Source organism: Nocardioides sp. LS1, from assembly GCF_003865225.1.
Lineage (GTDB): Bacteria > Actinomycetota > Actinomycetes > Propionibacteriales > Nocardioidaceae > Nocardioides > Nocardioides ginsengisegetis.
Window position 1 is genome coordinate 1,104,814 of record NZ_BIFF01000002.1, and the last position, 21,156, is coordinate 1,125,969.

Sequence of the window (21,156 nt, forward strand, 5' to 3'; positions counted from 1 at the left end):
TCGGACACTGGCGGAGGCGGAGGGATTTGAACCCTCGATGGGGTTTTAGCCCCAAACCCGCTTAGCAGGCGGGCGCCATAGACCGGACTAGGCGACGCCTCCCGACAGCGGGACACAGGCTACAAGGCCGGACCTGTCGGGACGAATCAGGGGCGGGTCAGGGGTGGGTCACAGCGGCGTGAGGCCCTGGCCGCGCTGGAGGTGGGCCTGCAGGTCACGCACGAAGTCCTCGCGGTCCGCGGCCAGCGCCTCCACCGGGATCGTGGTGGCGCGGCCGTCCTTGAGGTGCAGCACGACGCAGGGGATGCCGCGCGGGGAGGCCGTGACGGCGTCCTCCACGTCGGTCCAGCTCGCGGCCGTGACGCCGGCACCCCGCACGAACCGCACCCGGTAGCCGTCGGCGTCGAGGCGGACGACGTACGTCCTGCGGGTCAGCAGCCAGCCGCCGCCGAAGACGCCGACGACGCCGAGCACCGCGAGCACGACCAGGAGGTCGGGCGGCAGGTGGAAGACCGCGACGGCGGCGGTGAGGACGAACAGGAGGATCGCCAGGGCGACCAGCAGCAGGCCCATCAACCGGGCGCCGAGAGCGGGCGAGAGCCGATAGTCGGACGGGGTCGGGAGAGCCATGGAGTTGATTGAACAAGACACCTCATTCGGGCGCCAATCGCCCTTGTTCACGGGCCGTCGCGCGGGTCACACTCGAAGTTCCACCCGACACCGGGAGCGCCGGGAGGCACCATGACCGCTCTGTCCACACCGACGGCCGGGATGGCCGCGGCCCTACACGGCCTCGACCAGGCCCTCGACGCCCCACGCCAGACCGGCGTCCCGCTCGGCAACTGGCGCTGGGTCGTCCGACAACGCATGGGCGTGCTGCGCGACGCCCTCATCGCCGAGGGCGAGCACTCCCAGGACGGCTGGCTCGCCGCCCGCGGCGGCACCATCCTGCGCGAGCGCAACGCGCTGCTCGGCCGGCTCAGCGCGATGGGGCCGATGGTCCTCGAGAGCCCCGAGGTCGAGGAGATCCGGGTGGAGATGAAGCGGTTGCTGCGGGAGGCCGCACGCCACGTGCAGCGGATGCACGACCTGGCCTACGACGCGGTCGAGATGGAGATCGGCGGGTCGGAGTAGCCCGTCGGGGCCCCGACCCTCCCCTCTACACTGCTCCCGTGCTCGTGCGCTGACGCGCGCGACACGGAGGGGTGCCGGAGCGGCCGATCGGAACCGCCTTGAAAGCGGTCGTAGGGAGACCTACCGCGGGTTCGAATCCCGCCCCCTCTGCCAGCCAGGGCCAGCCAGCCAGGGCCAGCCGGCCCGACGGGTGCGCCCTCACTCGCAGGCGATCCCGTCGCCGTCGCCGTCCAGCTGCGGCCCGTAGCCCGGGTCGCCCCGGTGGAGCGGGGCCGCGCCCGCGGCCCGGGCCGCGTCGCAGCTCGCGTAGGACCCGTCCCCGTCCCCGGGGTCGGTGATGTGGTGGGAGACCTCGACCGGGGCCCCGGAGTCCGCCGGCACCGGCTGGTCGGGGCACCGGGAGAGCACGCGCTGGATGGCGCCCTTCTCCGGGGCCGTCACCCACAGGCCGAACTTCGCCTTCACCGCGACCTGCCGGGCCACGTAGGCGCAGCGGTACGCCTTGTTCGGGGGCAGCCAGGTGGCCGCGTCGCCGTCGCCCTTCTGCCGGTTCGCGGAGGCGTCCACGGCGAGCAGGTTCAGCGGGTCGGTCGCGAGCCCGGCCCGCTTGAGCACCGACCACCGCGAGGCACCGGTCGCCCAGGCGTTGCCGAGCGCGACCACGTGGTCGATGTCGACCAGGGCGCCGTCGCCGTACACGTAGTGGATGGTCCCTCCGGTGTACGGGTCGATGAGGGTGCCGTCGAGGATCCGGCAGTTCTGCTCCCGGGTCCCCGTCAGGTCCCGCGCGAGGATGTCGTTGCGCTCGTCGCAGCCGTTGCGGTTGGCATCCAGCCAGGCCGGTCCGAACCGGTCCCGGTCGTAGCCGGTCATCGGCGCCCGCCCCTTGACCGGCAGCGTGGCCAGCAGCGCCAGCGCCGTCCCGGCCTGGGGCCGGTCGGGCCGGTCGGATCGGTGGGGCTTGCCCGGCGCGGTGGCATGGACCGCGGGCGCGCAGCCGGTCAACACCGCCAGCAGCCCGGCGGCGGCGAGGGCCGCGACGTACCGGCGCAGCGTGGGCGGGATCGACGTCAGCAAGGGGTGGGCAGTCAGCCCAGGAGGAGCTCGATCAGCACGTCGCCCTCCTGGACGACGTCACCGGGGCCGACCTTGACCCCGCGCACGGTGCCGGCGGCCTCCGCGATCACCGGGATCTCCATCTTCATCGACTCCAGGAGCACGACGGTGTCGCCCGCCGCCACGGCGTCTCCGGGAGACACGGCCACGCTCATCACGTTGGCCACCATCTCCGCGAGAATCTCGGTCACCTGTTCGCGGGCCATGCAGCGAACCTAGCCGTTACCGACAGGTACCCGGAATCACCTCAGAGCAGCGCGCGCGTGCGCGGCGGCTCGGGGCGTACGGCGGCGGCCTCCTCGGCACGCCGGGCACGGGAGCCGCGGGGGCCGGTGAAGGCCAGGTCGAGGCGGATGACCACGAAGCCGATGAGCAGCCCGACGACCAGGCCGTAGAGCACGGACAGGCCGCACTCGAGGTAGGAGATCGCGGGGTTGAGCAGGGCCTGGGCGACCGGGGCGGTGGCGGCGGCACCGAACGCGCACACCCACCAGCCCTGGCGGCGACGGGCCCGCATGTGGCAGCCCCACGCGAGGGCTGGCACCCCGAGCATGGCCTCGATCGGCCGGGGGAAGGCGCCGAGGTGGTCGCGGCTCCAGTGCACGCCCGCGAGGAGGTGGTCCACGAGTCCCGGCGGGCCGTAGCGGCGGATCAGCTCGGCGTAGGCGAGCGTGAACGCCAGCACCAGCGACCCGAGCAGCACCGCGAGCATGCCGCGGCGGCCCAGGCCGTGGAAGCCGGCACCGAGCCGGAAGACGACGGCGAAGGCGCCGAGCAGGGACAGGCCGAGCGTGGCGTACTCGAACCGGACCAGGGTGATGACGGGTTCGAAGCCGACCGTGGCGAGCCCGCCGATGGAGGCCACCAGCGTGGCGATGAACGCCTCGCGGCAGGCGTTGACGAAGCGCACGGCGGGGACCGTCGCGGTGACGCCCAGGACGGCGGACACCACGCACGTCATCACCGCGGCGCCGGTGCGCAGCACCCGCTCGTCGGAGACCAGGACCGCGACGCCCATCGCCAGGGCGAGGGCGCTGAAGATGACGGGGCGGCCACCGGTGCGCGCGGCGAGCCCCCACGTGTAGGCGGTGGCGACGGCCACCGCTCCGGCACCGCCGAGCCACTCCGGCCCGACCGGGACCATCGCGGTCACCAGCGCGGCCAGCCCCGCCGCCACGACGGCGGCCCACACCAGGAAGGGGAAGCGGGACCGGCGGATCGCGAGGACCCCGCCGGAGAGGCGCGCGCGCAGGCGTTCGGACCGCGAGGGCGGACGGATCGCTCTGCGGCGCGGAACGTGCGTGGACACGACGGAAGAGGTTACAGACGCCGGTTGGCGAGCGAGGGGTTGGTACGCCGCGCCTCGTCCAGCACCGAGCGCTCCAGCGTGACCGACAGGGCCTGGTTGTCGTCACCGGCTTCGGCGAGCACGTCGCCGAGCGGGTCGACGACGAGCGAGTGCCCGCTGTAGCGGGGACCCGGCTGGCCGGCCGCCGCCACGAAGACGGTGTTCTCGATCGCGCGGGCGCGCAGGAGGGTGCGCCAGTGCTCGACCTTGCGCGGCCCGGCGACCCAGGCGGCGGGCACGACCAGCACCTCGGCGCCCCGGTCGACGAGCGCGCGGGCCAGCTCGGGGAAGCGGAGGTCGTAGCAGGTCATCAGGCCCACCCTCCAGCCCTGCACGTCGACGACCGCCGGCTCCAGCGGTCCGGCGGTCAGCCGGTCGGACTCGCGGTAGCCGAAGGAGTCGTAGAGGTGGATCTTGCGGTAGGCCGCCTCGGCCCCGCCGCGCACGACCAGCGTGTTGAAGGGGCGGCCCGGGTCGGCGCCCGGCTCGAACATGCCGGCGACGATCGTCGTACGGCGCTCGGCCGCGAGGCGCGCGACCTCGGTGGCGAAGGGGCCGTCGAGCGGCTCGGCGTGTGCACTGACGTCGGACCCGGCCTCGCCGAAGTCGCGGGCGAACGCCTCGGGGAAGACGACGAGGTCGGCGTCGGTGGGAGTGAGCTCGGCGAGCAACCGGCGGTTGGCCTCCGGCTCGAGGGCGGACGCCTGCTGGACGAGGGCGACGCGCAGCTGGTCCATGGTCCCCAGCCTGTCAGACTGGCGGTCGTGGAACTCCCTCCCGGCACCACCGGATTCTGCGCGGTCGTGCTGGCCGGCGGCACCGCCGTCCGCCTCGGCGGCGCGGACAAGGCCTCGGTCGAGTACGCCGGCCGCACCCTGCTCGAGCACGCGCTGGACGCCCTCATCGACGCCTCCGAGGTCGTCGTGGTCGGCGACCCGGTGCCGACCACGCGGCCCGTCACGTTCACGCGCGAGAGCCCGCGCTTCGGCGGGCCCGTGGCCGCGCTGCTCACCGGACGGGACGCGCTCCTGCGCGCGCCGCGCACGGTGGGCGTGCTGGCGGTGGACATGCCGCGCGTGACCGCCCTGACCTTCCGGCGGCTGCACGAGGCCGCGGAGGGGCACGACGGCGCCTTCCTCACCGGGGCCGACGGACGGCGCCAGCTCGCGGGCGTGCTGCGCGCGGACCGCCTCGAGGAGGTGCGTCCCGACCACCAGGACCAGCACGGCATGGCCTTCCACCGGCTCCTCGCCGGTCTGGACCTCGCGACGATCGCGCCCGAGGCCGACGAGGGTGTGGACGTCGACACGTGGGCCGACCTGCGCGACCTGGCCTCCGATCGCTGATTGGCCCGCGATCGCGGCGGTTTGGGGTTGCGGGCGAGGCCGCTGCGCGCAAGCCTGAGCCCTGTGAACCTGCACGACTGGATCGATGAGCTGTGCGACGCGCTCGACCTCGAGGCCGAGATCGACGAGGGCCTCGTGCTGGACCTGGCCCGCACCGTGGCCCACCAGGTGGAGCGGCCCGCCGCACCCGTGACGACCTTCCTCCTCGGCTACGCCGCCGGGGTGCGCGGGGCCGACCCCGACGGGATCGAACGCCTCGCGGCCCGCGCCCAGGCGCTCGCCGAGGGCTGGGACCGGCCGGCGGACGCCCCGGACCCCGACGACATCGACGACCCGGTCCCCGACGACAGCGTCGTGGACCACACGGCCGACCTGGCCGACGTGGACGACGAGGACGAGGACGACGACGAGGACCTGCTGGACTCCGACGAGGAGGAGTGAGGGCAGACACCTAGGGTGGCTCGCATGCGTGCCGTCATCGCCACCGAGCCCGGTGGCCCCGAGGTCCTGACCGTCGCCGAGCTCCCCGACCCCGAGGCGGGTCCCGGGGAGGTCGTGCTGGACGTGGCCGCGGCCGGCCTCAACCGGGCCGACCTCCTGCAGCGGATGGGCTTCTACCCCCCGCCGCCCGGCGCGTCCGACGTGATGGGCATGGAGTGCAGCGGCACCGTCGCCGCGGTCGGTCCGGACGTCGAGGGCTGGGCCGTCGGCGACCGTGCGTGCGCCCTGCTGGCCGGGGGCGGGTACGCCACGAAGGTCGCCGTACCTGCCGGGCAGCTGATGCCGGTCCCGGAGGGGGTCGACCTGGTGACCGCGGCCGCGCTGCCGGAGGTGGCGTGCACCGTGTGGTCCAACGTGTTCATGGTCGCGGGGCTGCAGCCCGGCGAGGCCTTCCTCGTGCACGGCGGCGCCGGCGGCATCGGCACGATGGCGATCCAGCTCGCGTCCGAGCTCGGGGCCAAGGTGTTCACCACCGGCGGCACGGCCGAGAAGCTCGCGGCGTGCGCGGCGCTCGGTGCCGACGTGACGATCAACTACCGCGACGAGGACTTCGTCGAGGTGGTCCGCAAGGTGACCGACGGCCGCGGCGTGGACGTCATCCTGGACAACATGGGCGCGAAGTACCTCGGCCGCAACGTCGAGGCGCTCGCCACGGAGGGGCGCCTGGTCATCATCGGGATGCAGGGCGGCACGAAGGCCGAGCTCGACATCAACGCCCTGCTGCGCAAGCGCGGCGCGATCATCGCCACCACCCTGCGCTCCCGCCCGACGGCAGAGAAGTCCGCCATCTGCGCCTCCGTGGTCGAGCACGTGTGGCCGCTGGTCGCCGAGGGGCTCGTGCAGCCGGTCGTGCATGGCACGATGCCGCTCGCGGAGGCGCGCGCGGCCCACGCGCTGATGGAGTCCGGCGACCACATGGGGAAGATCCTGCTCACGACGTGAGCACCCGGCCTCCTAGGGTGGGTGGCATGACGGAACAGCCCGAAGAGCAGCAGGTCGTCCTCATCGGTCCGGACGACGACGAGGAGCGCGCGATCACCGACCTCGTCGAGCAGCCCGCCAAGGTGATGCGGATCGGCAGCATGATCCGCCAGCTTCTCGAGGAGGTGAAGTCCGCGCCCCTCGACGAGGCCAGCCGGATCCGGCTCAAGGAGATCCACCGCTCCTCGATCAAGGAGCTCGAGGCGGGGCTCGCCCCCGAGCTCGTCGAGGAGCTCGAGCGGCTGACGCTGCCCTTCACCGACGACGAGATCCCCTCCGACGGCGAGCTGCGCATCGCGCAGGCGCAGCTGGTGGGCTGGCTCGAGGGGCTCTTCCACGGCATCCAGACCGCGATCTACGCGCAGCAGATGGCCTCGCGCGCGCAGTTCGAGCAGATCCGCCGGGCCCTGCCCCCGGGCGGGATGACGCCGCCGCAGGCACACCCGGGAGCCGACGCGGGTGATCACGCCGCGCCGCAGCCGGGCGACTCCGGCGGGATGTACCTCTAGCGTCCGGTCAGCGCGAGCCGACGCGGCGTACGACGAGGAGGCCGAGCAGGCCGACCAGCACCAGCGCGAGGCCGGGGGCTGCGAGGCGGGGCAGCGTCGGCGGCTCGGCGTGCGCGACGCGGGTGAAGGTCGCGGTCTTCGGCTCCGGCGGAGTCGGCGCGTGGCCGTCGCCGAGCAGCCGCTCCACCTGCTTGACCAGCTGGTCGCCGGCTCGGGCGGTGCCGTCGGCGCGGGCGATCGAGAGGTCCGACCCGCCGGCCTGGGCGAAGAAGACGTAGCTGCGGCCGTTGGTGAGCTCGACGCCGGTGCAGCTGCGCGCCCGGGCCGAGGTCGTCACCAGCACGTCAGCGGTCTGCACGTCGCCCTTGTAGACCCGGTCGACGCGCACGTCGTAGGTGATCGTCCGGTCGGTGCGGGTCACGCCGGCCACGTCACCGGTGAAGACGTCGCTGACGTTCATCGTGTGGTCCTGGGTGGTGCCGCTGCCGGACGCCGCCGGGCAGGCCGAGGCCGGCCCCTGACCGAGCACGACGACGCTGCACCCGGCGATCAGCAGGGCGGCGACGAGGCGGAGGGCCGCTCTCGGGACGGATGCGGAGACGGTGTGAAGCACCCGGACATCGAAACAGATCACAGGTCGAAGACACCAGCCAGCACCCGGGCCACCCCGTCGTCGTCGTGGCCGGGCGCGACGTGGTCGGCGAGCTCGGTGACGGTGTGGTGGGCATCGGCCATGGCGTAGGACGTGCCCGCCCAGTCGAGCATCGGCAGGTCGTTGGGCATGTCCCCGAAGGCGATCACGTCGGCGGCCTCGACGCCCAGGTCGGCGCACAGCAGGGCGAGCGTCGAGGCCTTGGTGACCCCCGCCGCGCTCATCTCCAGCAGCGCTGTCGTCGAGGACCAGGTGATCGTCACGCGGCCCTGGACGACGGCCTCGGCGGCGTCCCAGAACTCCTGGGGAGCGAGGTCCTCGTGGCGGGCCAGCAGCTTGAGGGCCGGCTCGTCGAAGATCTCCTCCACCGCCCCGCGCCGGCTGCCCTCCGGCACCACGTGCCGCTCGAGGAAGTCCGGCTCGAGGCCGATCCCGGCCAGGGTCTCCACCGCGAACCGCGACCCCGGCACGGCCTCCCGGACCAGCCGGCACACCTCCAGCCCCACCTGGGGCTCGATCGGGCGCATCAGGTGGACCGCGGACCGCGCGACGTCCCAGACCAGCCCGCCGTTGGAGACGACCGCGAGGCCGTGCCCCCCGACGTAGGGGAAGACGTCGTCGGCCCAGCGGAGCGGACGGCCGGTGACGAAGACCACGGGTACGCCGCGGCGCTCGAGCTCCTCCAGCACCCCGCGCGTGTAGTCCGACACCGTGCCGTCGGAGCGGACGAGGGTGCCGTCGAGGTCGGTCGCGACCAGCCGGGGCAGGCTCACCGGGGCAGCGGCCGGGCCATCACGAGCTGGCCGTCCTCGTCGCTGCCGCGCAGCTCGGTGAAGCCGCACTTGGCGAGCACCCGGATGCTGGGCTTGTTGCCGGGCAGCACGCTGGCCCGGATCTTCACCCCCGCGGCGTCGGCCTCGGCCAGCAGGGCCCGGAGTGCCTCGGTGGCGAAGCCCCAACCGCGCGCCTCCTCGACCAGGCCGTAGCCGACCTCGGTCTCGGGCACCCCGCCTCCGGGTCCGGCGGGGTCGGGTGGGCCGAAGAAGCCGATCGAGCCGAGCACCGTCGCGCCGCGGACGATGCTGCGCGGTCCCCACGGGTCGCCCTCGTGGAACATCGTGGCGGCGTCGCGGTCGTCCTCGCGGGGGAAGTCGCGGTGCCAGCCCTCGCGGCGGCGCCCGGCGACCAGGTCGGCCACCTCGGCGGCGGTCCACAGCGGCAGGGTGAGGCGTTCGGTGGTGACGACGGCGGGCAGGCTCATGCCGGTGTCCCGGGGCCGGTGCCGTTGGGGAACCACTGGGCGAGCTCGACGGCCACGCCGTCGTCGTAGACCGAGGCGGTGACGGCGTCGGCCGCCTCGTGGACGGCTTCGACGGACTGGCCCATCGCGACGCCGCGGTGGGCCCACTGGAGCATCTCGATGTCGTTGCGGCCGTCGCCGATGGCGAGGGTGTCGGTGGCGGCGATGCCGAGCTCGTCGGCGACGTACTGCAGGCCGGAGGCCTTGGAGACCCCCACCGGAGCCAGGTCGAGCCAGGCGGTCCAGCCGACGACGTAGTTGGTGCCGTGCAGGCCGAGCTTGCGGCCGAGCTCGACGAAGTCGTCGGCCGTCGCGTTGGGATCGCGGATGATCACACGGCTGACCGGGCCGGAGACGATGTCGTCGACCGTGGTCACCTTCATCTCCCCGGAGAGCTCGCCGTCGGGGAAGTGTCGGTTGACGCGGTAGCCGACGCCGCGCTCCTCCACCGCGACCAGCGCGTCGGGGTGGTGTCGGAGCACCGCCTCGACCGCGGCGCGGGCGTCGAAGGTCTCCTCGTGGACCACCTCGAGCGGGGGGTAGCGGAAGACGACCGCGCCGTTGCTGGCCACGATCCAGAGCCGCTCCGACTCCTCGTCGTGGAGGCCCAGCAGGTCGGCGATGCGCGTCATTCCGTGCGCCGAGCGGCCGCTCGCGAGAACCACCTGGGTGCCCGCGTCGAGCGCGCGGCGCACGGCGTCGCGGACGGCGGGTGCGATCTCCTCGTGGGTGGTGCCCGAGCCCTCCACCCACTTCAGGAGGGTGCCGTCGATGTCGAGAGCGACGAGCAGCGGCCGCCAGCTCGTCACGGGGCGATCGGCTTCAGGAACTCGCGCCCCTGCAGCCACGGCTGCAGCGCCTTCGGCACCCGGACCGAGCCGTCGGCCTGCTGGTGGGTCTCCAGGATGGCCACGATCGTGCGGGTCATCGCGCAGAGCGTGCCGTTGAGGGTCGCGACCGGCTTGACCTCGCCGGCGTGACGGGCACGGGTGTCGAGGCGGCGGGTCTGGAACTCGGTGCAGTTGGACGTCGAGGTGAGCTCGCGGTACTTGCCCTGGGTGGGGATCCACGCCTCGCAGTCGAACTTGCGCTGCGCCGAGAGGCCCAGGTCGCCGGCGGCCACGTCGATGACGCGGTAGGCCAGCTCGAGCTTGTCGAGGAACTGCTTCTCCCAGCCCAGGAGCCGCTGGTGCTCGGCCTCGGCGTCCTCCGGCGTGGTGTAGACGAACATCTCGACCTTGTCGAACCAGTGCACCCGGATGATGCCCTTGGTGTCCTTGCCGTGCGAGCCGGCCTCCTTGCGGAAGCACGGGCTGAACGCGGCGTACCGCAGGGGCAGCGAGGCGCCGTCGAGGATCTCGTCGGAGTGGTAGGCCGCCATCGGGACCTCCGAGGTCCCGACGAGGTACATGTCCTGGCCCTCGATGCGGTAGACGTCATCGGCGGCCTGGCCGAGGAAGCCGGTGCCGTCCATGGCGCGGGGCTTGACCAGCGACGGGGCGATAACCTGGGTGAAGCCGGCCTCACGGGCCTGCTCCATGGCGAGGTTGATCAGGGCCAGCTCGAGCTCGGCGCCCACGCCGGTGAGGAAGTAGAACCGCGAGCCCGACACCTTCGCGCCGCGGTCGAGGTCGATGGCGCCGAGCATCCGGCCGAGCTCGATGTGGTCGCGGGGCTCGAAGTCGAACTCCCGCGGGGTGCCGACGGTCTCGAGCAGGACGAAGTCGTCCTCACCGCCGGCGGGCGACTCCTCGGCGGCCAGGTTGGGGATGCTGAGCAGGGCGCCCTGCCACTCCGCCTCGGCGGCGGTCTGGGCGGCCTCGGCGGCCTTGACGTCGGCGGCCAGCGTCTTGGTGCGGCCGAGCAGCTCCTGCTTCTCCTCGCCCTGCGCCTGCGGGATCAGCTTGCCGAGCTGCTTCTGCTCGGCGCGCTTGGCCTCGAAGTCGGCGATCGCCGTACGCCGGGCGGCATCGGCGGCGAGGGCGCGGTCCACGACGTCGGCGGAGAGCCCGCGCTTGGCCTGGGCTGAGCGCACTCGGTCGGGGTCGTCTCGGAGCACCTTCGGGTCGATCATCTCGGGGTCCCTGCGGCGAGGGGAGCGAAGCGAGGCTCGTCGTGGGGTGAGGTCATGTGGCAAGGCTAACGGCCTCTCCCGGTGAGGCTCATCCGAGATACGGGTCGGGGGCCCGTCCCCCGGCATACTGTGCGAATGCTCGACCGACCTCGCCTCGTCACGCTGAGCTGGGCACTGGCCTGCTTCGCCGCCTTCTCGCTGATCGCGATCGCGGTGACGCAGGGCTGGGGCCCGCTCGACAGCTTCGACGACCGGGGCAAGGGCCTGGAGAGCTGGTCGGTCGACACGACGTGGATCCGGCAGCCGCTGAAGGTCATCGAGGTGTGCTTCGCGACCTGGGGCATGACCGTGCTCACCACGATCCTGGCCGGCGCGATGCTGCTCAAGCGGCACCGGCGAGCAGCGATCTTCGCCGTGGTCATCATGGTGTCCACCTCGCTGCTGACGACGTTCCTCAAGTCCCAGTTCGGTCGCGTCCGGCCCCCGTGGCAGAACCCCCAGGGCCTGCTGCACAGCCAGTCCTTCCCCAGCGGCCACGCCTCGTCGGTGACGGCGTACGCCGGCATCTGCGTGGTGCTCATCGTGATGCTGATCCGGCGCGCCAGCACGCGGCGACTGCTCTACGCCGGCCTCGTGGTCGTCGTGCTCGTGGTGATGGCCGACCGCGTGCTGCTCGGGCGCCACTACCCCAGCGACGTCACCGCCGGTGCGCTGCTCGGCGCCGGGATGGTGCTGCTCGGCCTGACGATCTACAGCCCGCTGCCGCGCAGCCACGCCGAGAGCGCCGAGCCACTGCCCGAGGTGCTGCCGTCCGCGCGCAAGCTCGCGGTGGTGCTCAACCCGATCAAGGTCGAGGACGTCGGGCAGTTCCGCTCGATCGTGTCCACCATGGCGCGCGAGGCCGGCTGGTCCGAGCCGAGCTGGCACTACACGACCGTCGAGGACCCGGGCACCGGCATGGCCGAGGCCGCCTCGATCGAGGGCGCCGACCTGATGCTCGTCTGCGGCGGCGACGGGACCGTCCGCGAGGTCTGCGCGGAGCTGGCCGGCACCGGCATCCCCGTCGGCATCATCCCGGCCGGCACCGGCAACCTGCTGGCGCGCAACCTGGGCATCCCGCTCTACCTCCGCGCCGCCATCGACGTCGCCCTGACCGGTCAGGACCGGGCCATCGACCTGGTCCGCGTCGGCGGCGACGGGATCGAGGACACCCACTTCATGGTGATGGCCGGCATGGGCTTCGACGCCGCGATCATGGAGGGCGTCAACGAGGACCTGAAGAAGCGGGTCGGCTGGGTCGCCTACGTCCTCTCCGGCCTGAAGTCCCTGATGTTCCCGGCCGTGAAGATCGAGGTCTCGGTCGACGGCGGGGAGTTCACCCGGCACCGCGCCCGCACCGTCGTGGTCGGCAACGTCGGCTTCCTGCAGGCCGGCCTGCCGCTGCTCCCCGACGCCGCGATCGACGACGGGCTGCTCGACGTGGTGATCCTGCACCCGCGCAACTTCTTCTCCTGGATCCCGCTCGCCTGGCGGGTGCTGCTCAAGCTCAAGCACACCGACGACCTGGTCAACCGGATGACCGGCTCGTCCGTGGTGATCCGGTGCTCCACCGACACCCCCCGCCAGCTCGACGGCGACTCGATCGGTCCCGGCCGCGAGCTGCACATGGAGTGCATCCACGGGCGGGCGCTGGTCCGCGTGCCCCGCTGACCCGACTCAGCACGTGCCGTAGCGCTCCGGCTGGACCATCAGGTCCAGGCAGACGACGCCCAGGTCGGTCGCGTGCAGGGTGGCGCCGACGACGCCCCAGCTCCACACCCGGAAGTGGTCCGTGGCCGACAGCCCGACGCGGGTGTAGAGGTGGCCGTCCGGGGTCAGCCAGCTCAGGTAGCCGTGCTCGCCGTCGCGGGTGAATCCTCCCCCGATCGGGACGTCCGAGTCCGGGACCGCCCGCACCAGCCGCCCGTCCCCGGTGGTGAAGACGGTCCACGTGTCCGAGTCACCGCCCTCCTGCGACACCACGACCCCCCACCCGTCGTGCAGGGGCTGCCGCAGCAGCACCGGCGGCCACCCTGCCGAGACCGGCGCCTGCAGCCGTCCGCGCATCTCGTCGAGCACGACCTCGACGTCACCGTCCGCGACGCCGTCCGGGCTCACGTGGCCCTCGATCCTCACGGTCGCGCCGGCCTGCCCCGGCAGGTCTGCGGGGACCGGCTCGCCCACCCCGACGGAGCCCACCGCGGCCGGGAAGAGGCGTGGGAGCCCGGCGGCGGAGCCGACACGAGGTCCCGGGGACTTCCGGGGCGCCGACACGGGGGATCGCGCCACGCCGCGGTGCGGGTGAGCTGATGCGAGGCGGCTCTCCTCGCCCTGGTCACCCCCGCAGGCGGCCAGGGTGGGCAGGGCGAGGGCGGCGAGGAGGAGCGTGGCCGAGATCGTCGTCTTCATGTCCGTGGGATGCACCCCGGACGGGTTCGGTTGCCGTCGACGGCGGGTCAGCGGGAGGGACGGGCGTGGTCGATCGCCTCGTCCTCCTCCGGCGAGAGCTGCTGCTCGCAGGTCCAGCCGGCGATGCTCTTGGCGTAGGTGCGGGCCTCGCTGCGGCCGTGGATCGAGGTGAGGACCACGCCGTTGCCGCCGTCGTCGAGGATCGCCACCGACCAGGACAGGTGGCCGCCCATGTCGCCGAAGGCGTCGTACCGGACCACGGCGAGGTGGCGGAGCGCGTCGCGGGTCTCCGCGCGGAGGGCGGCGACCTCCTGGCGCAGGCCGTGCACGTCCTCGGGCAGGGCGTCGGCACCGGACCCGCGGCGGCCGGCGCTGAGGCGGCGCAGCGCGATGACGGAGACGATCATCCCCACCAGGGCGACGACGAGGGCGGCAATGGCGAGGAAGGTCACCGGGAGAGCCTAGGAGCGGCATCCGGTCGGACCGCGCAGGCGCGCTCGCCACCCCTCGGTCGAGCACCGGATCGGGAGGTGCGGCCGTGGGAAACTGACGCCGTGACCGCTGAGCAGACCCGCCGGATCGCCTACCAGGGCGAGCCCGGCGCCAACTCCCACATCGTGTGCAAGGAGCACTACCCCGCGATGGAGGCGCTGGCTTGCGCGTCGTTCGAGGACGTGTTCGCCGCGGTGGAGTCGGGCGAGGCGGACCTGGCGATGATCCCGATCGACAACTCGATCGCGGGCCGGGTGGCCGACATCCACCACTTCCTGCCGGACTCCGGGCTGCACATCGTCGCCGAGCACTTCCTGCGGATCCGGTTCAGCCTGATGGCCGTGCCGGGGACCTCGCTGGAGGAGATCAAGACCGTGCACAGCCACGTGCACGCGCTCGGGCAGTGCCGCAAGATCATCCGCGAGCACGGCCTGCGCCCGATCATCTCGGGCGACACCGCGGGCGCCGCCCGCGAGGTGGCCGAGGCCGGGGACCGCACGCAGGCGGCCATCTCGCCGCCGCTGGCCGCGGAGATCTACGGGCTCGAGGTGCTCGCCGACGACGTCGAGGACGAGGACCACAACACGACGCGCTTCGTGGTGCTCTCCCGGGAGTACGTCGAGGCGCGGCCCGGCAACGGGCCGGTCGTCACGAGCTTCATCTTCAACGTGCGCAACCTGCCGGCCGCGCTCTACAAGGCGCTCGGCGGCTTCGCGACCAACGGCGTGAACATGACCAAGCTGGAGAGCTACATGGTCGGCGGGCACTTCACCGCCACCCAGTTCCTCGCCGAGGTCGACGGGCACCCCGAGGACATCGGGGTGAGGAACGCGCTCGAGGAGCTGGCGTTCTTCACCACCGACGTGAAGATCCTCGGGGTCTACCCCGCGGACGACTTCCGGGCCTGAGCCCCGGGGCTCAGTCCTCGGACGGGTTCTGCATCAGGTTGAACATCGCCCCCTGCGGGTCGGACAGCACGGCCATGCGGCCCACGCCCGGGACGTCGAACGCGGGGGCGACGACCTGGCCGCCGAGCGACTCGGCCTGGGCGACCGTCTCGTCGACGCTGGTGACGTTGAAGTAGACGTTCCAGTGCGGGGGGATGCCCTCCATCGGCGGCAGCATCGCGCCACCCACCGGACGGCCACCGGAGACCAGGGTCGTGTAGGAGCCACCCGGCATGTCCTGGGCCTGCCACTCGACGCCGAGCACGTCGGCGTAGAACTTCGTGGCGGTCTCGAGGTCGGGGGACACGAGCTCGTTCCAGATGGGGGTGCCGGGCTCATTGGCGCGGATCGTCCCGATGGTGGCGCCGGCCTGCCAGAGGTTGACCCGGGCACCGGTGGGGTCCTGGATGGAGGCCATCCGGCCGAGGTCCATGACGTCGAAGGGGCCGGCCTCGACCTTGCCGCCCGCGTCGGCGACCTTGGCCGCGGTGGCGTCCACGTCGTCGACGGTCAGGTAGACGCCCCAGAAGGCGGGGTGCCCGGCGAGCTCGGGCATCTGGCCGCTGATGCCGGCGACCGAGTCGCCGTCCTTCTCGGCCGCGAGGTAGACGTTGCCCTGGTCGTCCAGCGGGACGTCCTGGACGTCCCAGCCGAACAGCGCACCGTAGAAGGCCTTGGCGGCCTGCTGGTCGGGGGTCATCAGCTCGACGTAGCTGGGCGTGCCCTGGGTGTAGGACTCGATCTTCGGCATGGGTGGTGCGCCTTCTTCCGTGTCTGTGGACGTGCATCCGGTCGGGTGGGTCTCGACCCCACCCATCAGCCAACACCCGCCCACCGACACTGGCAACGGCGCGCGGGTGAACAGGCAGGTAGGTTCTCTGCGTGGACCAGGACGACCCCCGTACCGCCGATCTCGGCTTCGCCCGCGTCGACGTCGACCGGGCGGCCCGCACGGGCGACCCCGAGGTCGTCTACGGCGCCGGCAAGACCCCCGACCAGGTCGTGGCGATCCTGTCGGCCCTCCACGAGAAGCACCCCGAGCGCGCCGTCCTCGCGACCCGGTTGTCCGACGAGTCCCTCGACGTCGTACGCCGCGCGCTCCCCGACGCGACGATCGACCTCGTGGCGCGCGCGGTCACCCTCGGCCCGCTCCCGGAGCCGCGCGGCACGGTCGCGGTCGTCGCCGCCGGCACCAGCGACGCCCCGGTCGCTGCCGAGGCCGCGCTGACCATCCGCGTGCACGGCGCCGGCGTCGACCGGATCGACGACGTCGGTGTGGCCGGCCTGCACCGGCTGCTCGCCGTCCGGGACCGGCTCGCGACGGCCGACTGCCTCGTCGTCGTGGCCGGCATGGAGGGCGCCCTGCCGTCGGTGGTCGGCGGCCTGACCGGAGTCCCGCTCGTCGCGGTGCCGACCTCGGTCGGCTACGGCGCCTCCTTCGGCGGCATCGCCGCCCTGCTGGGGATGCTCAACTCCTGCGCACCCGGGGTGACGGTGGTGAACATCGACAACGGCTACGGCGCCGGCGTCTTCGCCGCCCGGGTGGCCCGGCGGGCCGAGGTCCGCCCGTGACGATCTGGATCGACGCCTCGTCGGGCGCGAGCGGCGACATGCTGCTCGGCGCGCTCCTGGGCGCCGGGGTGCCTCTGGAGGTCCTGCAGGGCGCGGTCGACGCCATCGCGCCGGAGCCGGTGTCCCTGTCGGTCGAGCGGGTGACCCGCAACGGCTTCGCCGCGACCCGCTGCCACGTCGAGATCACCGACTCGGTCCACCACCGCTCCTGGCGCGACATCCGCGACCTGCTCGCCGCCGCTCCCCTCGACCAGGCCGTCCGCGACCTCGCCACCCGGACCTTCGAGCGGCTGGCGGTCGCCGAGGGCGCCGTCCACGGCTCCGACCCGCTCGACGTCCACTTCCACGAGGTGGGTGCGCTCGACGCGATCGCCGACGTGGTCGGGGTGTGCGCGGGCTTCGTCCACCTCGGGTCTCGGCAGGCTCGACCAGCGAGCGTGGTCGTGAGCCCGGTCGCGGTCGGGTCGGGCACGGTCCGCGGGGCCCACGGCGCCATGCCGGTCCCCCCGCCGGCGGTCGCCGAGCTGCTGCGGGGCGTGCCGTCGTACGCCGGACCGCCGGGTGCCCCGGCCATGGAGCTGTGCACGCCCACCGGCGCCGCGCTGCTCACCACGCTCGCGACCGGGTGGGGTCCGCAGCCGCCGATGACGACCGAGGCCATCGGCGTCGGTGCCGGCGGCCGGGATCCCGAGGGGCACGCCAACGTGCTGCGCCTGCTGGTCGGCGCGGTCTCGACAGGCTCGACCACCGAAGCGGGCTCGACCACCGAGGCGCCGCCGCTGCTCATCGAGTCCAACATCGACGACCTCGACCCGCGGGTGTGGCCGGCGGTGATCGCGGCGCTCCTCGAGGCCGGGGCGTCGGACGCCTGGCTCACGCCGATCCTGATGAAGAAGGGCCGCCCGGCCCACACCCTCAGCGTCCTCGTCGCCGCCGCGAAGGCCGCCGAGGTCCGCGCCGCGATCTTCCGCAACACCTCCACCATCGGCCTGCGTGAGCAGCCGCTCGGCAAGCACGCCCTCGACCGCGAGATGGTCGCGGTCGAGGTCGACGGCCAGCGGATCGCCGTCAAGCTGGCCCGCCTCGGGGACGAGGTCGTCAACGCCCAGCCGGAGTACGACGACGTGGCCCGCGCCGCCGCCGCCCTCGGCCGCCCGGTCGTGGACGTGCTCGCCGACGCGGCCGCCGCCGCCCGCCCCTTCACCAAGCAAGGACACTGATGGACCTCGCCGTCATCGCCCTGACGTTCGCCGCGATCTTCGTCGTCGAACTGCCGGACAAGACGTTCGTGGCGACCCTCGTGCTCGCCACGAAGTACCGCCCGCTCCTCGTCTGGATCGGGGTCGGCCTGGCGTTCACCGTGCAGACCGTCGTGGCCGTGGCTCTGGGCCACGCCGTGACCTTCCTGCCCCAGGACCTCGTCCGCGGGGTCGCCGCCGCGATCTTCCTGGCCGGTGCCGTGCTGCTGTTCCGCGAGGGGCGCAGCCACCACCTGGCCAGCGAGGACGAGGCGGAGTTCGCCGCGAAGGCGACCGCCGCCACCGGCTGGCGGGCCGTGCTGACCTGCTTCCTGATCCTCTTCGCCGCCGAGTGGGGCGACCTGTCCCAGCTGTTGACGATCTCGCTGGTCGCCAAGTACGACGACCCGGTCGGCGTGTTCATCGGCGCCCTGGGCGCCCTCCTGGTCGTCAGCGGGCTCGCCGCGATCTCCGGGCGCACCCTGATGCGCTTCGTGTCGCTGCACGCGCTGCACTACGTCGGGGCGGCGGTGTGCCTGCTGCTGGCCGGGATCACGACCTACGAGCTGCTGGCCTGAGCCGTCTAGAGTTCGGCGCATGAGTCACCCCACGCACGGCGCCGACAGCGAGGTCGGGCGCCTCCGGACCGTCATGCTCCACCGTCCCGGGCCGGAGCTGAAGCGCCTGACGCCCCGCAACAACGACAAGCTGCTGTTCGACGGCATCCCGTGGGTCGCGCGCGCCCAGGAGGAGCACGACGCCTTCGCCGAGGCGCTGCGGGCCCGCGATGTCGAGGTGCTCTACCTGACCGAGCTGCTCACCGAGACCCTGGCGAGCGAGGACGCGCGCAACCACGCGATCACGACCGCGCTGGCCGGCCTGCACCTCGGCGACACGATGCGCACCTACCTCGCGCACGCCCTGCGCGACGCCTCGCCCGAGGAGCTCACCGGCTACCTCACGGCCGGCATCCGCAACGACGAGGTCCGCGGCGGCTTCGGCCTGGTCACCTCGCTGTTCGCCAGCGACGACTTCCTCATCGACCCGCTGCCCAACCTGCTCTTCACCCGCGACTCCAGCGTCTGGGTCCAGGACCGGGTCGCGATCACGTCGCTGGCCATGCCCGCACGGACCCGCGAGACCCAGCTGACCGAGCTCATCTACACCGAGCACCCCCGCTTCCAGGGCACCCGCAAGATCCACGGCTGGCACCACGAGCACGTCGAGGGCGGCGACGTGCTCCTCCTGGCCCCGGGCGTGATCGCCGTCGGCGTCGGGGAGCGTACGACGCCCGCCGGCGTCGAGCGCTTCGCCCGCCAGGTCTTCCACGCCGGCCTGGCCCACACCGTGCTCGCGGTGCCGATCGCGCAGGAGCGCGCGACGATGCACCTCGACACCGTCGCCACCATGGTCGACGTCGACAAGATCGTGATGTACCCCAACGTCGCCGACTCGCTGATGGCCCACGCCGTGACGATGACCAGCGACCACGAGGACGAGGGCCGGCTGGAGCTGCGCGTCGCCGACGCCGAGCCGTTCCTGGTCGCGGCCGCCAAGGCGATGCAGATCGACACCCTGCACCAGATCGACACCGGGCTGGACCCCGTCACCGCCGAGCGCGAGCAGTGGGACGACGGCAACAACACGCTGGCGCTGGCGCCGCGGGTGGCCGTGGCCTACGAGCGCAACGACGAGACCAACGCCCGCCTGGAGGAGGCCGGGATCGAGGTCGTGCGGATCGCGAGCTCCGAGCTGGGCTCGGGCCGCGGCGGCCCGCGCTGCATGAGCTGCCCGATCTCCCGCGAGCCGCTGCCCGCCGGGTGAGCCCACTTCCGGACTGCACGTGGGGACAGTCCCCAACGAAATTGTCGTGAAGGCGGCTTCCCCACAGCAATTGCGTTGGGGACTATCCCGACGACCCGGGTAAGCATCGTCACGCTGGACCTCCCCGGTCCCGTCCGCGAGGATGTGGCCCGGGGAGGACAACCACGCGAGAGGCACCACCATGGCTGAATCGTTCTTCGACACGTTCACACCGCAGGAGGTCGCGCGCATCAGCGCCGCCGGCACGGGGGTGAAGGTGCCCGAGGGGTGGTCCCCCATCTGGGAGGGCACCGCGGCGGACAAGGCCTACATCATCCTGTCCGGCACCGTCTCCGTACGCCGCCACGGCGACGAGATCGCCCAGCTCGGCCCCGGCGACATCGTCGGGGAGGTCGCGATCGTCAACCACTCGCTCCGCACGGCGACCATCGTCGCCCTCACCCCGCTCGAGCTGATCCACCTCAGCGCCGAGACGGTGCGGCAGCTGTGCAGCGAGGTCCCGGCCTTCGAGAAGGCCATCAGCTCCGCCACCGACGAGCGGCTCGCGAGCGACCGCACGCACGCGGCCGACTGAGACCCGGGTGGCAGACGCCGGGGACGAGCTCGGTCACGACCTGGGTGACAACCTCGAGGCCGTCGAGGGGCTGCTGCTGGGCGAGGCGCCCAGCCTGACCCGGCTCGAGGTCGCCGAGCAGGCGGGCGTGCCCATGGAGGTCGCCGAGGCGCTGTGGCGCCAGCTCGGCTTCCCGCACGCGGCCGACGACGACGTCGCGTTCACCCCGGCGGACGTCGTCGCCCTGCGGCAGACGCGCGACCTGATCGACCTCGGCATCCTCGGCCCCGACCGGCAGGCGGCCCTGGTCCGGACCTGGGGCCGCAGCTTCGCGCGGCTGGCCGAGTGGCAGACGCTGCTGCTCGCCGACGTCGCCCGGGAGGCCGGCGCCGACCCGGCCACCCAGCTGGAGGTCCTCTCCGAGCAGGTGCTGCCGCTGGTCGACCAGCTCCAGAGCTATGTCTGGCGCCGCCATCTGGCCAGCGCGGGCAGCCGGATGCTGGCCGGGGAGTCCGCGGGCCAGGGTGTCTCCGATCTGGCCGTCTGCTTCGCCGACATCGTCGGCTACACCTCGCGCAGCAAGTCCCTCGCCGAGGCCGAGCTGGTCGCCTGGCTCGAGCACTTCGAGGACGCGGCGACCGGCATCGTGGTCGATCACGGCGGCCGGATCATCAAGACGATCGGCGACGAGGTGCTCTTCGTGGCCGACGACGTCGCGGCGGCGGCCGAGATCGCGCTCGTCCTGACCGAGCTCGGCGCCGACGACTCCGACGACTTTCCCGCCGTGCGGGCCGGCATCGCGTTCGGGCCGGTGACCAGCAGGCTGGGCGACGTCTTCGGCCCGACGGTCAACATCGCGGCACGGCTCACCTCGGTGGCCCGGCCCGACACGGTGCTGGTCGACAAGGGCGCCTATGCCGCGCTCACGGGCCTCGAGGAGGACCGGGCCGACGACGCGGCGACGCACGCCGACGCCGGGAGCTCGACGTACCGCTTCCGGCGGATGCGGCGGACCTCGGTGAAGGGCTACTCGCGGCTGCACTCGTGGGTGCTGCGGCGGCCCTGAGCCACGCACGGGGTGTGAGGAAATGTGAAAGCCCGGCCGTTGTCGACGGGGGACA

The 21,156-nt window shown here is 72.9% G+C and carries 26 protein-coding genes, 2 tRNA genes and 1 pseudogene; 14 read left to right on the top strand and 15 right to left on the bottom strand.

Features of this window, described 5'->3' with window-relative positions; all coding sequences use genetic code 11:
* Positions 1-8: 8 nt before the first annotated feature.
* Together EJF31_RS10175 and EJF31_RS10180 are read right to left on the bottom strand one after the other, a co-directional pair.
* Positions 9-102, bottom strand: a tRNA-Ser gene (locus EJF31_RS10175).
* A gap of 66 nt (positions 103-168) precedes the next feature.
* Positions 169-630 (bottom strand): hypothetical protein, encoded by a 462-nt coding sequence (locus EJF31_RS10180; protein ID WP_125036943.1) that lies wholly within the window; start codon positions 628-630, stop codon positions 169-171.
* A 111-nt stretch (positions 631-741) separates the two neighbouring features.
* Here EJF31_RS10180 and EJF31_RS10185 point away from each other — a divergent pair, with 111 nt between their 5' ends.
* Together EJF31_RS10185 and EJF31_RS10190 are read left to right on the top strand one after the other, a co-directional pair.
* The gene (locus tag EJF31_RS10185) at positions 742-1,134 is read left to right on the top strand and encodes a hypothetical protein (RefSeq protein ID WP_185736192.1); all 393 of its coding nucleotides are present in this window, start codon (positions 742-744) and stop codon (positions 1,132-1,134) included.
* Positions 1,135-1,199: 65 nt separating this feature from the next.
* Positions 1,200-1,287 (top strand) — tRNA-Ser (locus tag EJF31_RS10190).
* Between the two features lie 45 nt (positions 1,288-1,332).
* Here EJF31_RS10190 and EJF31_RS22310 read toward each other — a convergent pair.
* The 5 genes and pseudogenes from EJF31_RS22310 to EJF31_RS10210 all read right to left on the bottom strand — a co-directional run bounded on the left by EJF31_RS22310 (position 1,333) and on the right by EJF31_RS10210 (position 4,335).
* On the bottom strand, positions 1,333-1,515 hold the full coding sequence (locus EJF31_RS22310) for an excalibur calcium-binding domain-containing protein (protein WP_260430848.1): 183 nt from the start codon (positions 1,513-1,515) through the stop codon (positions 1,333-1,335).
* Positions 1,507-2,187, bottom strand: a pseudogene (locus EJF31_RS22315) (HNH endonuclease family protein); the annotation flags it as partial. The pseudogene EJF31_RS22315 and the gene EJF31_RS22310, both read right to left, overlap by 9 nt.
* A 35-nt stretch (positions 2,188-2,222) precedes the next feature.
* Positions 2,223-2,456, bottom strand: a complete 234-nt coding sequence (locus tag EJF31_RS10200) for a biotin/lipoyl-binding carrier protein (RefSeq protein WP_125036944.1) — start codon at positions 2,454-2,456, stop codon at positions 2,223-2,225.
* 41 nt (positions 2,457-2,497) lie between these two features.
* On the bottom strand, positions 2,498-3,559 hold the full coding sequence (locus EJF31_RS10205) for a hypothetical protein (protein ID WP_185736193.1): 1,062 nt from the start codon (positions 3,557-3,559) through the stop codon (positions 2,498-2,500).
* A gap of 11 nt (positions 3,560-3,570) precedes the next feature.
* Positions 3,571-4,335, bottom strand: coding sequence for a carbon-nitrogen hydrolase family protein (locus EJF31_RS10210; protein ID WP_125036945.1), 765 nt, complete (start codon positions 4,333-4,335; stop codon positions 3,571-3,573).
* A gap of 27 nt (positions 4,336-4,362) precedes the next feature.
* Between EJF31_RS10210 and EJF31_RS10215 the strand changes: the two genes are divergently transcribed.
* From EJF31_RS10215 to EJF31_RS10230, 4 genes are all read left to right on the top strand, one after another.
* A complete protein-coding gene (locus EJF31_RS10215; RefSeq protein WP_125036946.1) occupies positions 4,363-4,944 on the top strand; it encodes a molybdenum cofactor guanylyltransferase in 582 nt (193 codons plus the stop codon).
* Between the two features lie 63 nt (positions 4,945-5,007).
* On the top strand, positions 5,008-5,385 hold the full coding sequence (locus EJF31_RS21825; RefSeq protein WP_185736194.1) for a DUF6457 domain-containing protein: 378 nt from the start codon (positions 5,008-5,010) through the stop codon (positions 5,383-5,385).
* Between the two features lie 24 nt (positions 5,386-5,409).
* Positions 5,410-6,387 carry an NAD(P)H-quinone oxidoreductase gene (locus tag EJF31_RS10225; RefSeq protein ID WP_125036947.1) on the top strand — a complete coding sequence of 326 codons (978 nt, stop codon included), beginning with the start codon at positions 5,410-5,412 and terminating at the stop codon, positions 6,385-6,387.
* Between the two features lie 26 nt (positions 6,388-6,413).
* Complete coding sequence (locus EJF31_RS10230) at positions 6,414-6,935, top strand: bacterial proteasome activator family protein (protein WP_125036948.1); 522 nt, start codon at positions 6,414-6,416, stop codon at positions 6,933-6,935.
* Between the two features lie 7 nt (positions 6,936-6,942).
* Here EJF31_RS10230 and EJF31_RS10235 read toward each other — a convergent pair whose 3' ends face one another.
* From EJF31_RS10235 to serS, 5 genes are read right to left on the bottom strand one after another with little or no spacing between them, the layout of a single operon-like run.
* Positions 6,943-7,548 (bottom strand): hypothetical protein, encoded by a 606-nt coding sequence (locus tag EJF31_RS10235; protein WP_125036949.1) that lies wholly within the window; start codon positions 7,546-7,548, stop codon positions 6,943-6,945.
* A 17-nt stretch (positions 7,549-7,565) separates the two neighbouring features.
* The gene (locus tag EJF31_RS10240; RefSeq protein WP_125036950.1) at positions 7,566-8,360 is read right to left on the bottom strand and encodes a Cof-type HAD-IIB family hydrolase; all 795 of its coding nucleotides are present in this window, start codon (positions 8,358-8,360) and stop codon (positions 7,566-7,568) included.
* Positions 8,357-8,848 (bottom strand): GNAT family N-acetyltransferase, encoded by a 492-nt coding sequence (locus EJF31_RS10245; protein WP_125036951.1) that lies wholly within the window; start codon positions 8,846-8,848, stop codon positions 8,357-8,359. Before EJF31_RS10245 ends, EJF31_RS10240 begins: the two co-directional genes overlap by 4 nt.
* Complete coding sequence (locus EJF31_RS10250) at positions 8,845-9,696, bottom strand: HAD family hydrolase (protein WP_125036952.1); 852 nt, start codon at positions 9,694-9,696, stop codon at positions 8,845-8,847. The genes EJF31_RS10245 and EJF31_RS10250 overlap by 4 nt, the downstream gene beginning before the upstream one ends.
* A complete protein-coding gene (serS, locus tag EJF31_RS10255; RefSeq protein WP_125036953.1) occupies positions 9,693-10,961 on the bottom strand; it encodes a serine--tRNA ligase in 1,269 nt (422 codons plus the stop codon). Before serS ends, EJF31_RS10250 begins: the two co-directional genes overlap by 4 nt.
* Positions 10,962-11,096: 135 nt before the next feature.
* Between serS and EJF31_RS10260 the strand changes: the two genes are divergently transcribed.
* Positions 11,097-12,671 carry a diacylglycerol kinase family protein gene (locus EJF31_RS10260; RefSeq protein ID WP_125036954.1) on the top strand — a complete coding sequence of 525 codons (1,575 nt, stop codon included), beginning with the start codon at positions 11,097-11,099 and terminating at the stop codon, positions 12,669-12,671.
* Positions 12,672-12,677: 6 nt separating this feature from the next.
* Here the strand turns inward: EJF31_RS10260 and EJF31_RS10265 are convergent, their stop codons facing one another.
* Together EJF31_RS10265 and EJF31_RS10270 are read right to left on the bottom strand one after the other, a co-directional pair.
* A complete protein-coding gene (locus tag EJF31_RS10265; protein WP_125036955.1) occupies positions 12,678-13,409 on the bottom strand; it encodes a hypothetical protein in 732 nt (243 codons plus the stop codon).
* 47 nt (positions 13,410-13,456) lie between these two features.
* A complete protein-coding gene (locus tag EJF31_RS10270; RefSeq protein WP_260430755.1) occupies positions 13,457-13,861 on the bottom strand; it encodes a DUF4446 family protein in 405 nt (134 codons plus the stop codon).
* Between the two features lie 102 nt (positions 13,862-13,963).
* Here EJF31_RS10270 and EJF31_RS10275 point away from each other — a divergent pair, with 102 nt between their 5' ends.
* Positions 13,964-14,809 carry a prephenate dehydratase gene (locus tag EJF31_RS10275; protein WP_125036956.1) on the top strand — a complete coding sequence of 282 codons (846 nt, stop codon included), beginning with the start codon at positions 13,964-13,966 and terminating at the stop codon, positions 14,807-14,809.
* Between the two features lie 10 nt (positions 14,810-14,819).
* Here the strand turns inward: EJF31_RS10275 and EJF31_RS10280 are convergent, their stop codons facing one another.
* A complete protein-coding gene (locus EJF31_RS10280; protein ID WP_185736195.1) occupies positions 14,820-15,599 on the bottom strand; it encodes a VOC family protein in 780 nt (259 codons plus the stop codon).
* A 131-nt stretch (positions 15,600-15,730) separates the two neighbouring features.
* On the opposite strand from EJF31_RS10280, the gene larB reads away from it, so the two are divergent.
* The 6 genes from larB (at position 15,731) to EJF31_RS10310 (ending at position 21,101) form a co-directional block, all read left to right on the top strand.
* Positions 15,731-16,420 (top strand): nickel pincer cofactor biosynthesis protein LarB, encoded by a 690-nt coding sequence (larB, locus tag EJF31_RS10285; RefSeq protein WP_125036958.1) that lies wholly within the window; start codon positions 15,731-15,733, stop codon positions 16,418-16,420.
* Positions 16,417-17,640, top strand: coding sequence for a nickel pincer cofactor biosynthesis protein LarC (larC, locus tag EJF31_RS10290; protein ID WP_125036959.1), 1,224 nt, complete (start codon positions 16,417-16,419; stop codon positions 17,638-17,640). The genes larB and larC overlap by 4 nt, the downstream gene beginning before the upstream one ends.
* On the top strand, positions 17,640-18,236 hold the full coding sequence (locus EJF31_RS10295) for a TMEM165/GDT1 family protein (RefSeq protein WP_125036960.1): 597 nt from the start codon (positions 17,640-17,642) through the stop codon (positions 18,234-18,236). The genes larC and EJF31_RS10295 overlap by 1 nt, the downstream gene beginning before the upstream one ends.
* 19 nt (positions 18,237-18,255) lie before the next feature.
* The gene (locus EJF31_RS10300; RefSeq protein ID WP_125036961.1) at positions 18,256-19,482 is read left to right on the top strand and encodes an arginine deiminase; all 1,227 of its coding nucleotides are present in this window, start codon (positions 18,256-18,258) and stop codon (positions 19,480-19,482) included.
* A 181-nt stretch (positions 19,483-19,663) separates the two neighbouring features.
* The gene (locus tag EJF31_RS10305) at positions 19,664-20,056 is read left to right on the top strand and encodes a Crp/Fnr family transcriptional regulator (RefSeq protein ID WP_125036962.1); all 393 of its coding nucleotides are present in this window, start codon (positions 19,664-19,666) and stop codon (positions 20,054-20,056) included.
* A gap of 7 nt (positions 20,057-20,063) precedes the next feature.
* On the top strand, positions 20,064-21,101 hold the full coding sequence (locus EJF31_RS10310; RefSeq protein WP_260430756.1) for an adenylate/guanylate cyclase domain-containing protein: 1,038 nt from the start codon (positions 20,064-20,066) through the stop codon (positions 21,099-21,101).
* The last annotated feature ends 55 nt before the right edge of the window (positions 21,102-21,156 follow it).

Excerpts from the sequence above, each read along its gene's own strand:
- EJF31_RS10180 (WP_125036943.1), bottom strand. The coding sequence starts at position 630 with ATGGCTCTCCCGACCCCGTCCGACTATCGGCTCTCGCCCGCTCTCGGC.
- EJF31_RS10185 (WP_185736192.1), top strand. The coding sequence starts at position 742 with ATGACCGCTCTGTCCACACCGACGGCCGGGATGGCCGCGGCCCTACAC.
- EJF31_RS10200 (WP_125036944.1), bottom strand. The coding sequence starts at position 2,456 with ATGGCCCGCGAACAGGTGACCGAGATTCTCGCGGAGATGGTGGCCAAC.
- EJF31_RS10210 (WP_125036945.1), bottom strand. The coding sequence starts at position 4,335 with ATGGACCAGCTGCGCGTCGCCCTCGTCCAGCAGGCGTCCGCCCTCGAG.
- EJF31_RS10225 (WP_125036947.1), top strand. The coding sequence starts at position 5,410 with ATGCGTGCCGTCATCGCCACCGAGCCCGGTGGCCCCGAGGTCCTGACC.
- EJF31_RS10230 (WP_125036948.1), top strand. The coding sequence starts at position 6,414 with ATGACGGAACAGCCCGAAGAGCAGCAGGTCGTCCTCATCGGTCCGGAC.
- EJF31_RS10245 (WP_125036951.1), bottom strand. The coding sequence starts at position 8,848 with ATGAGCCTGCCCGCCGTCGTCACCACCGAACGCCTCACCCTGCCGCTG.
- serS (WP_125036953.1), bottom strand. The coding sequence starts at position 10,961 with ATGATCGACCCGAAGGTGCTCCGAGACGACCCCGACCGAGTGCGCTCA.
- EJF31_RS10260 (WP_125036954.1), top strand. The coding sequence starts at position 11,097 with ATGCTCGACCGACCTCGCCTCGTCACGCTGAGCTGGGCACTGGCCTGC.
- EJF31_RS10265 (WP_125036955.1), bottom strand. The coding sequence starts at position 13,409 with ATGAAGACGACGATCTCGGCCACGCTCCTCCTCGCCGCCCTCGCCCTG.
- EJF31_RS10280 (WP_185736195.1), bottom strand. The coding sequence starts at position 15,599 with ATGCCGAAGATCGAGTCCTACACCCAGGGCACGCCCAGCTACGTCGAG.
- EJF31_RS10295 (WP_125036960.1), top strand. The coding sequence starts at position 17,640 with ATGGACCTCGCCGTCATCGCCCTGACGTTCGCCGCGATCTTCGTCGTC.
- EJF31_RS10300 (WP_125036961.1), top strand. The coding sequence starts at position 18,256 with ATGAGTCACCCCACGCACGGCGCCGACAGCGAGGTCGGGCGCCTCCGG.
- EJF31_RS10305 (WP_125036962.1), top strand. The coding sequence starts at position 19,664 with ATGGCTGAATCGTTCTTCGACACGTTCACACCGCAGGAGGTCGCGCGC.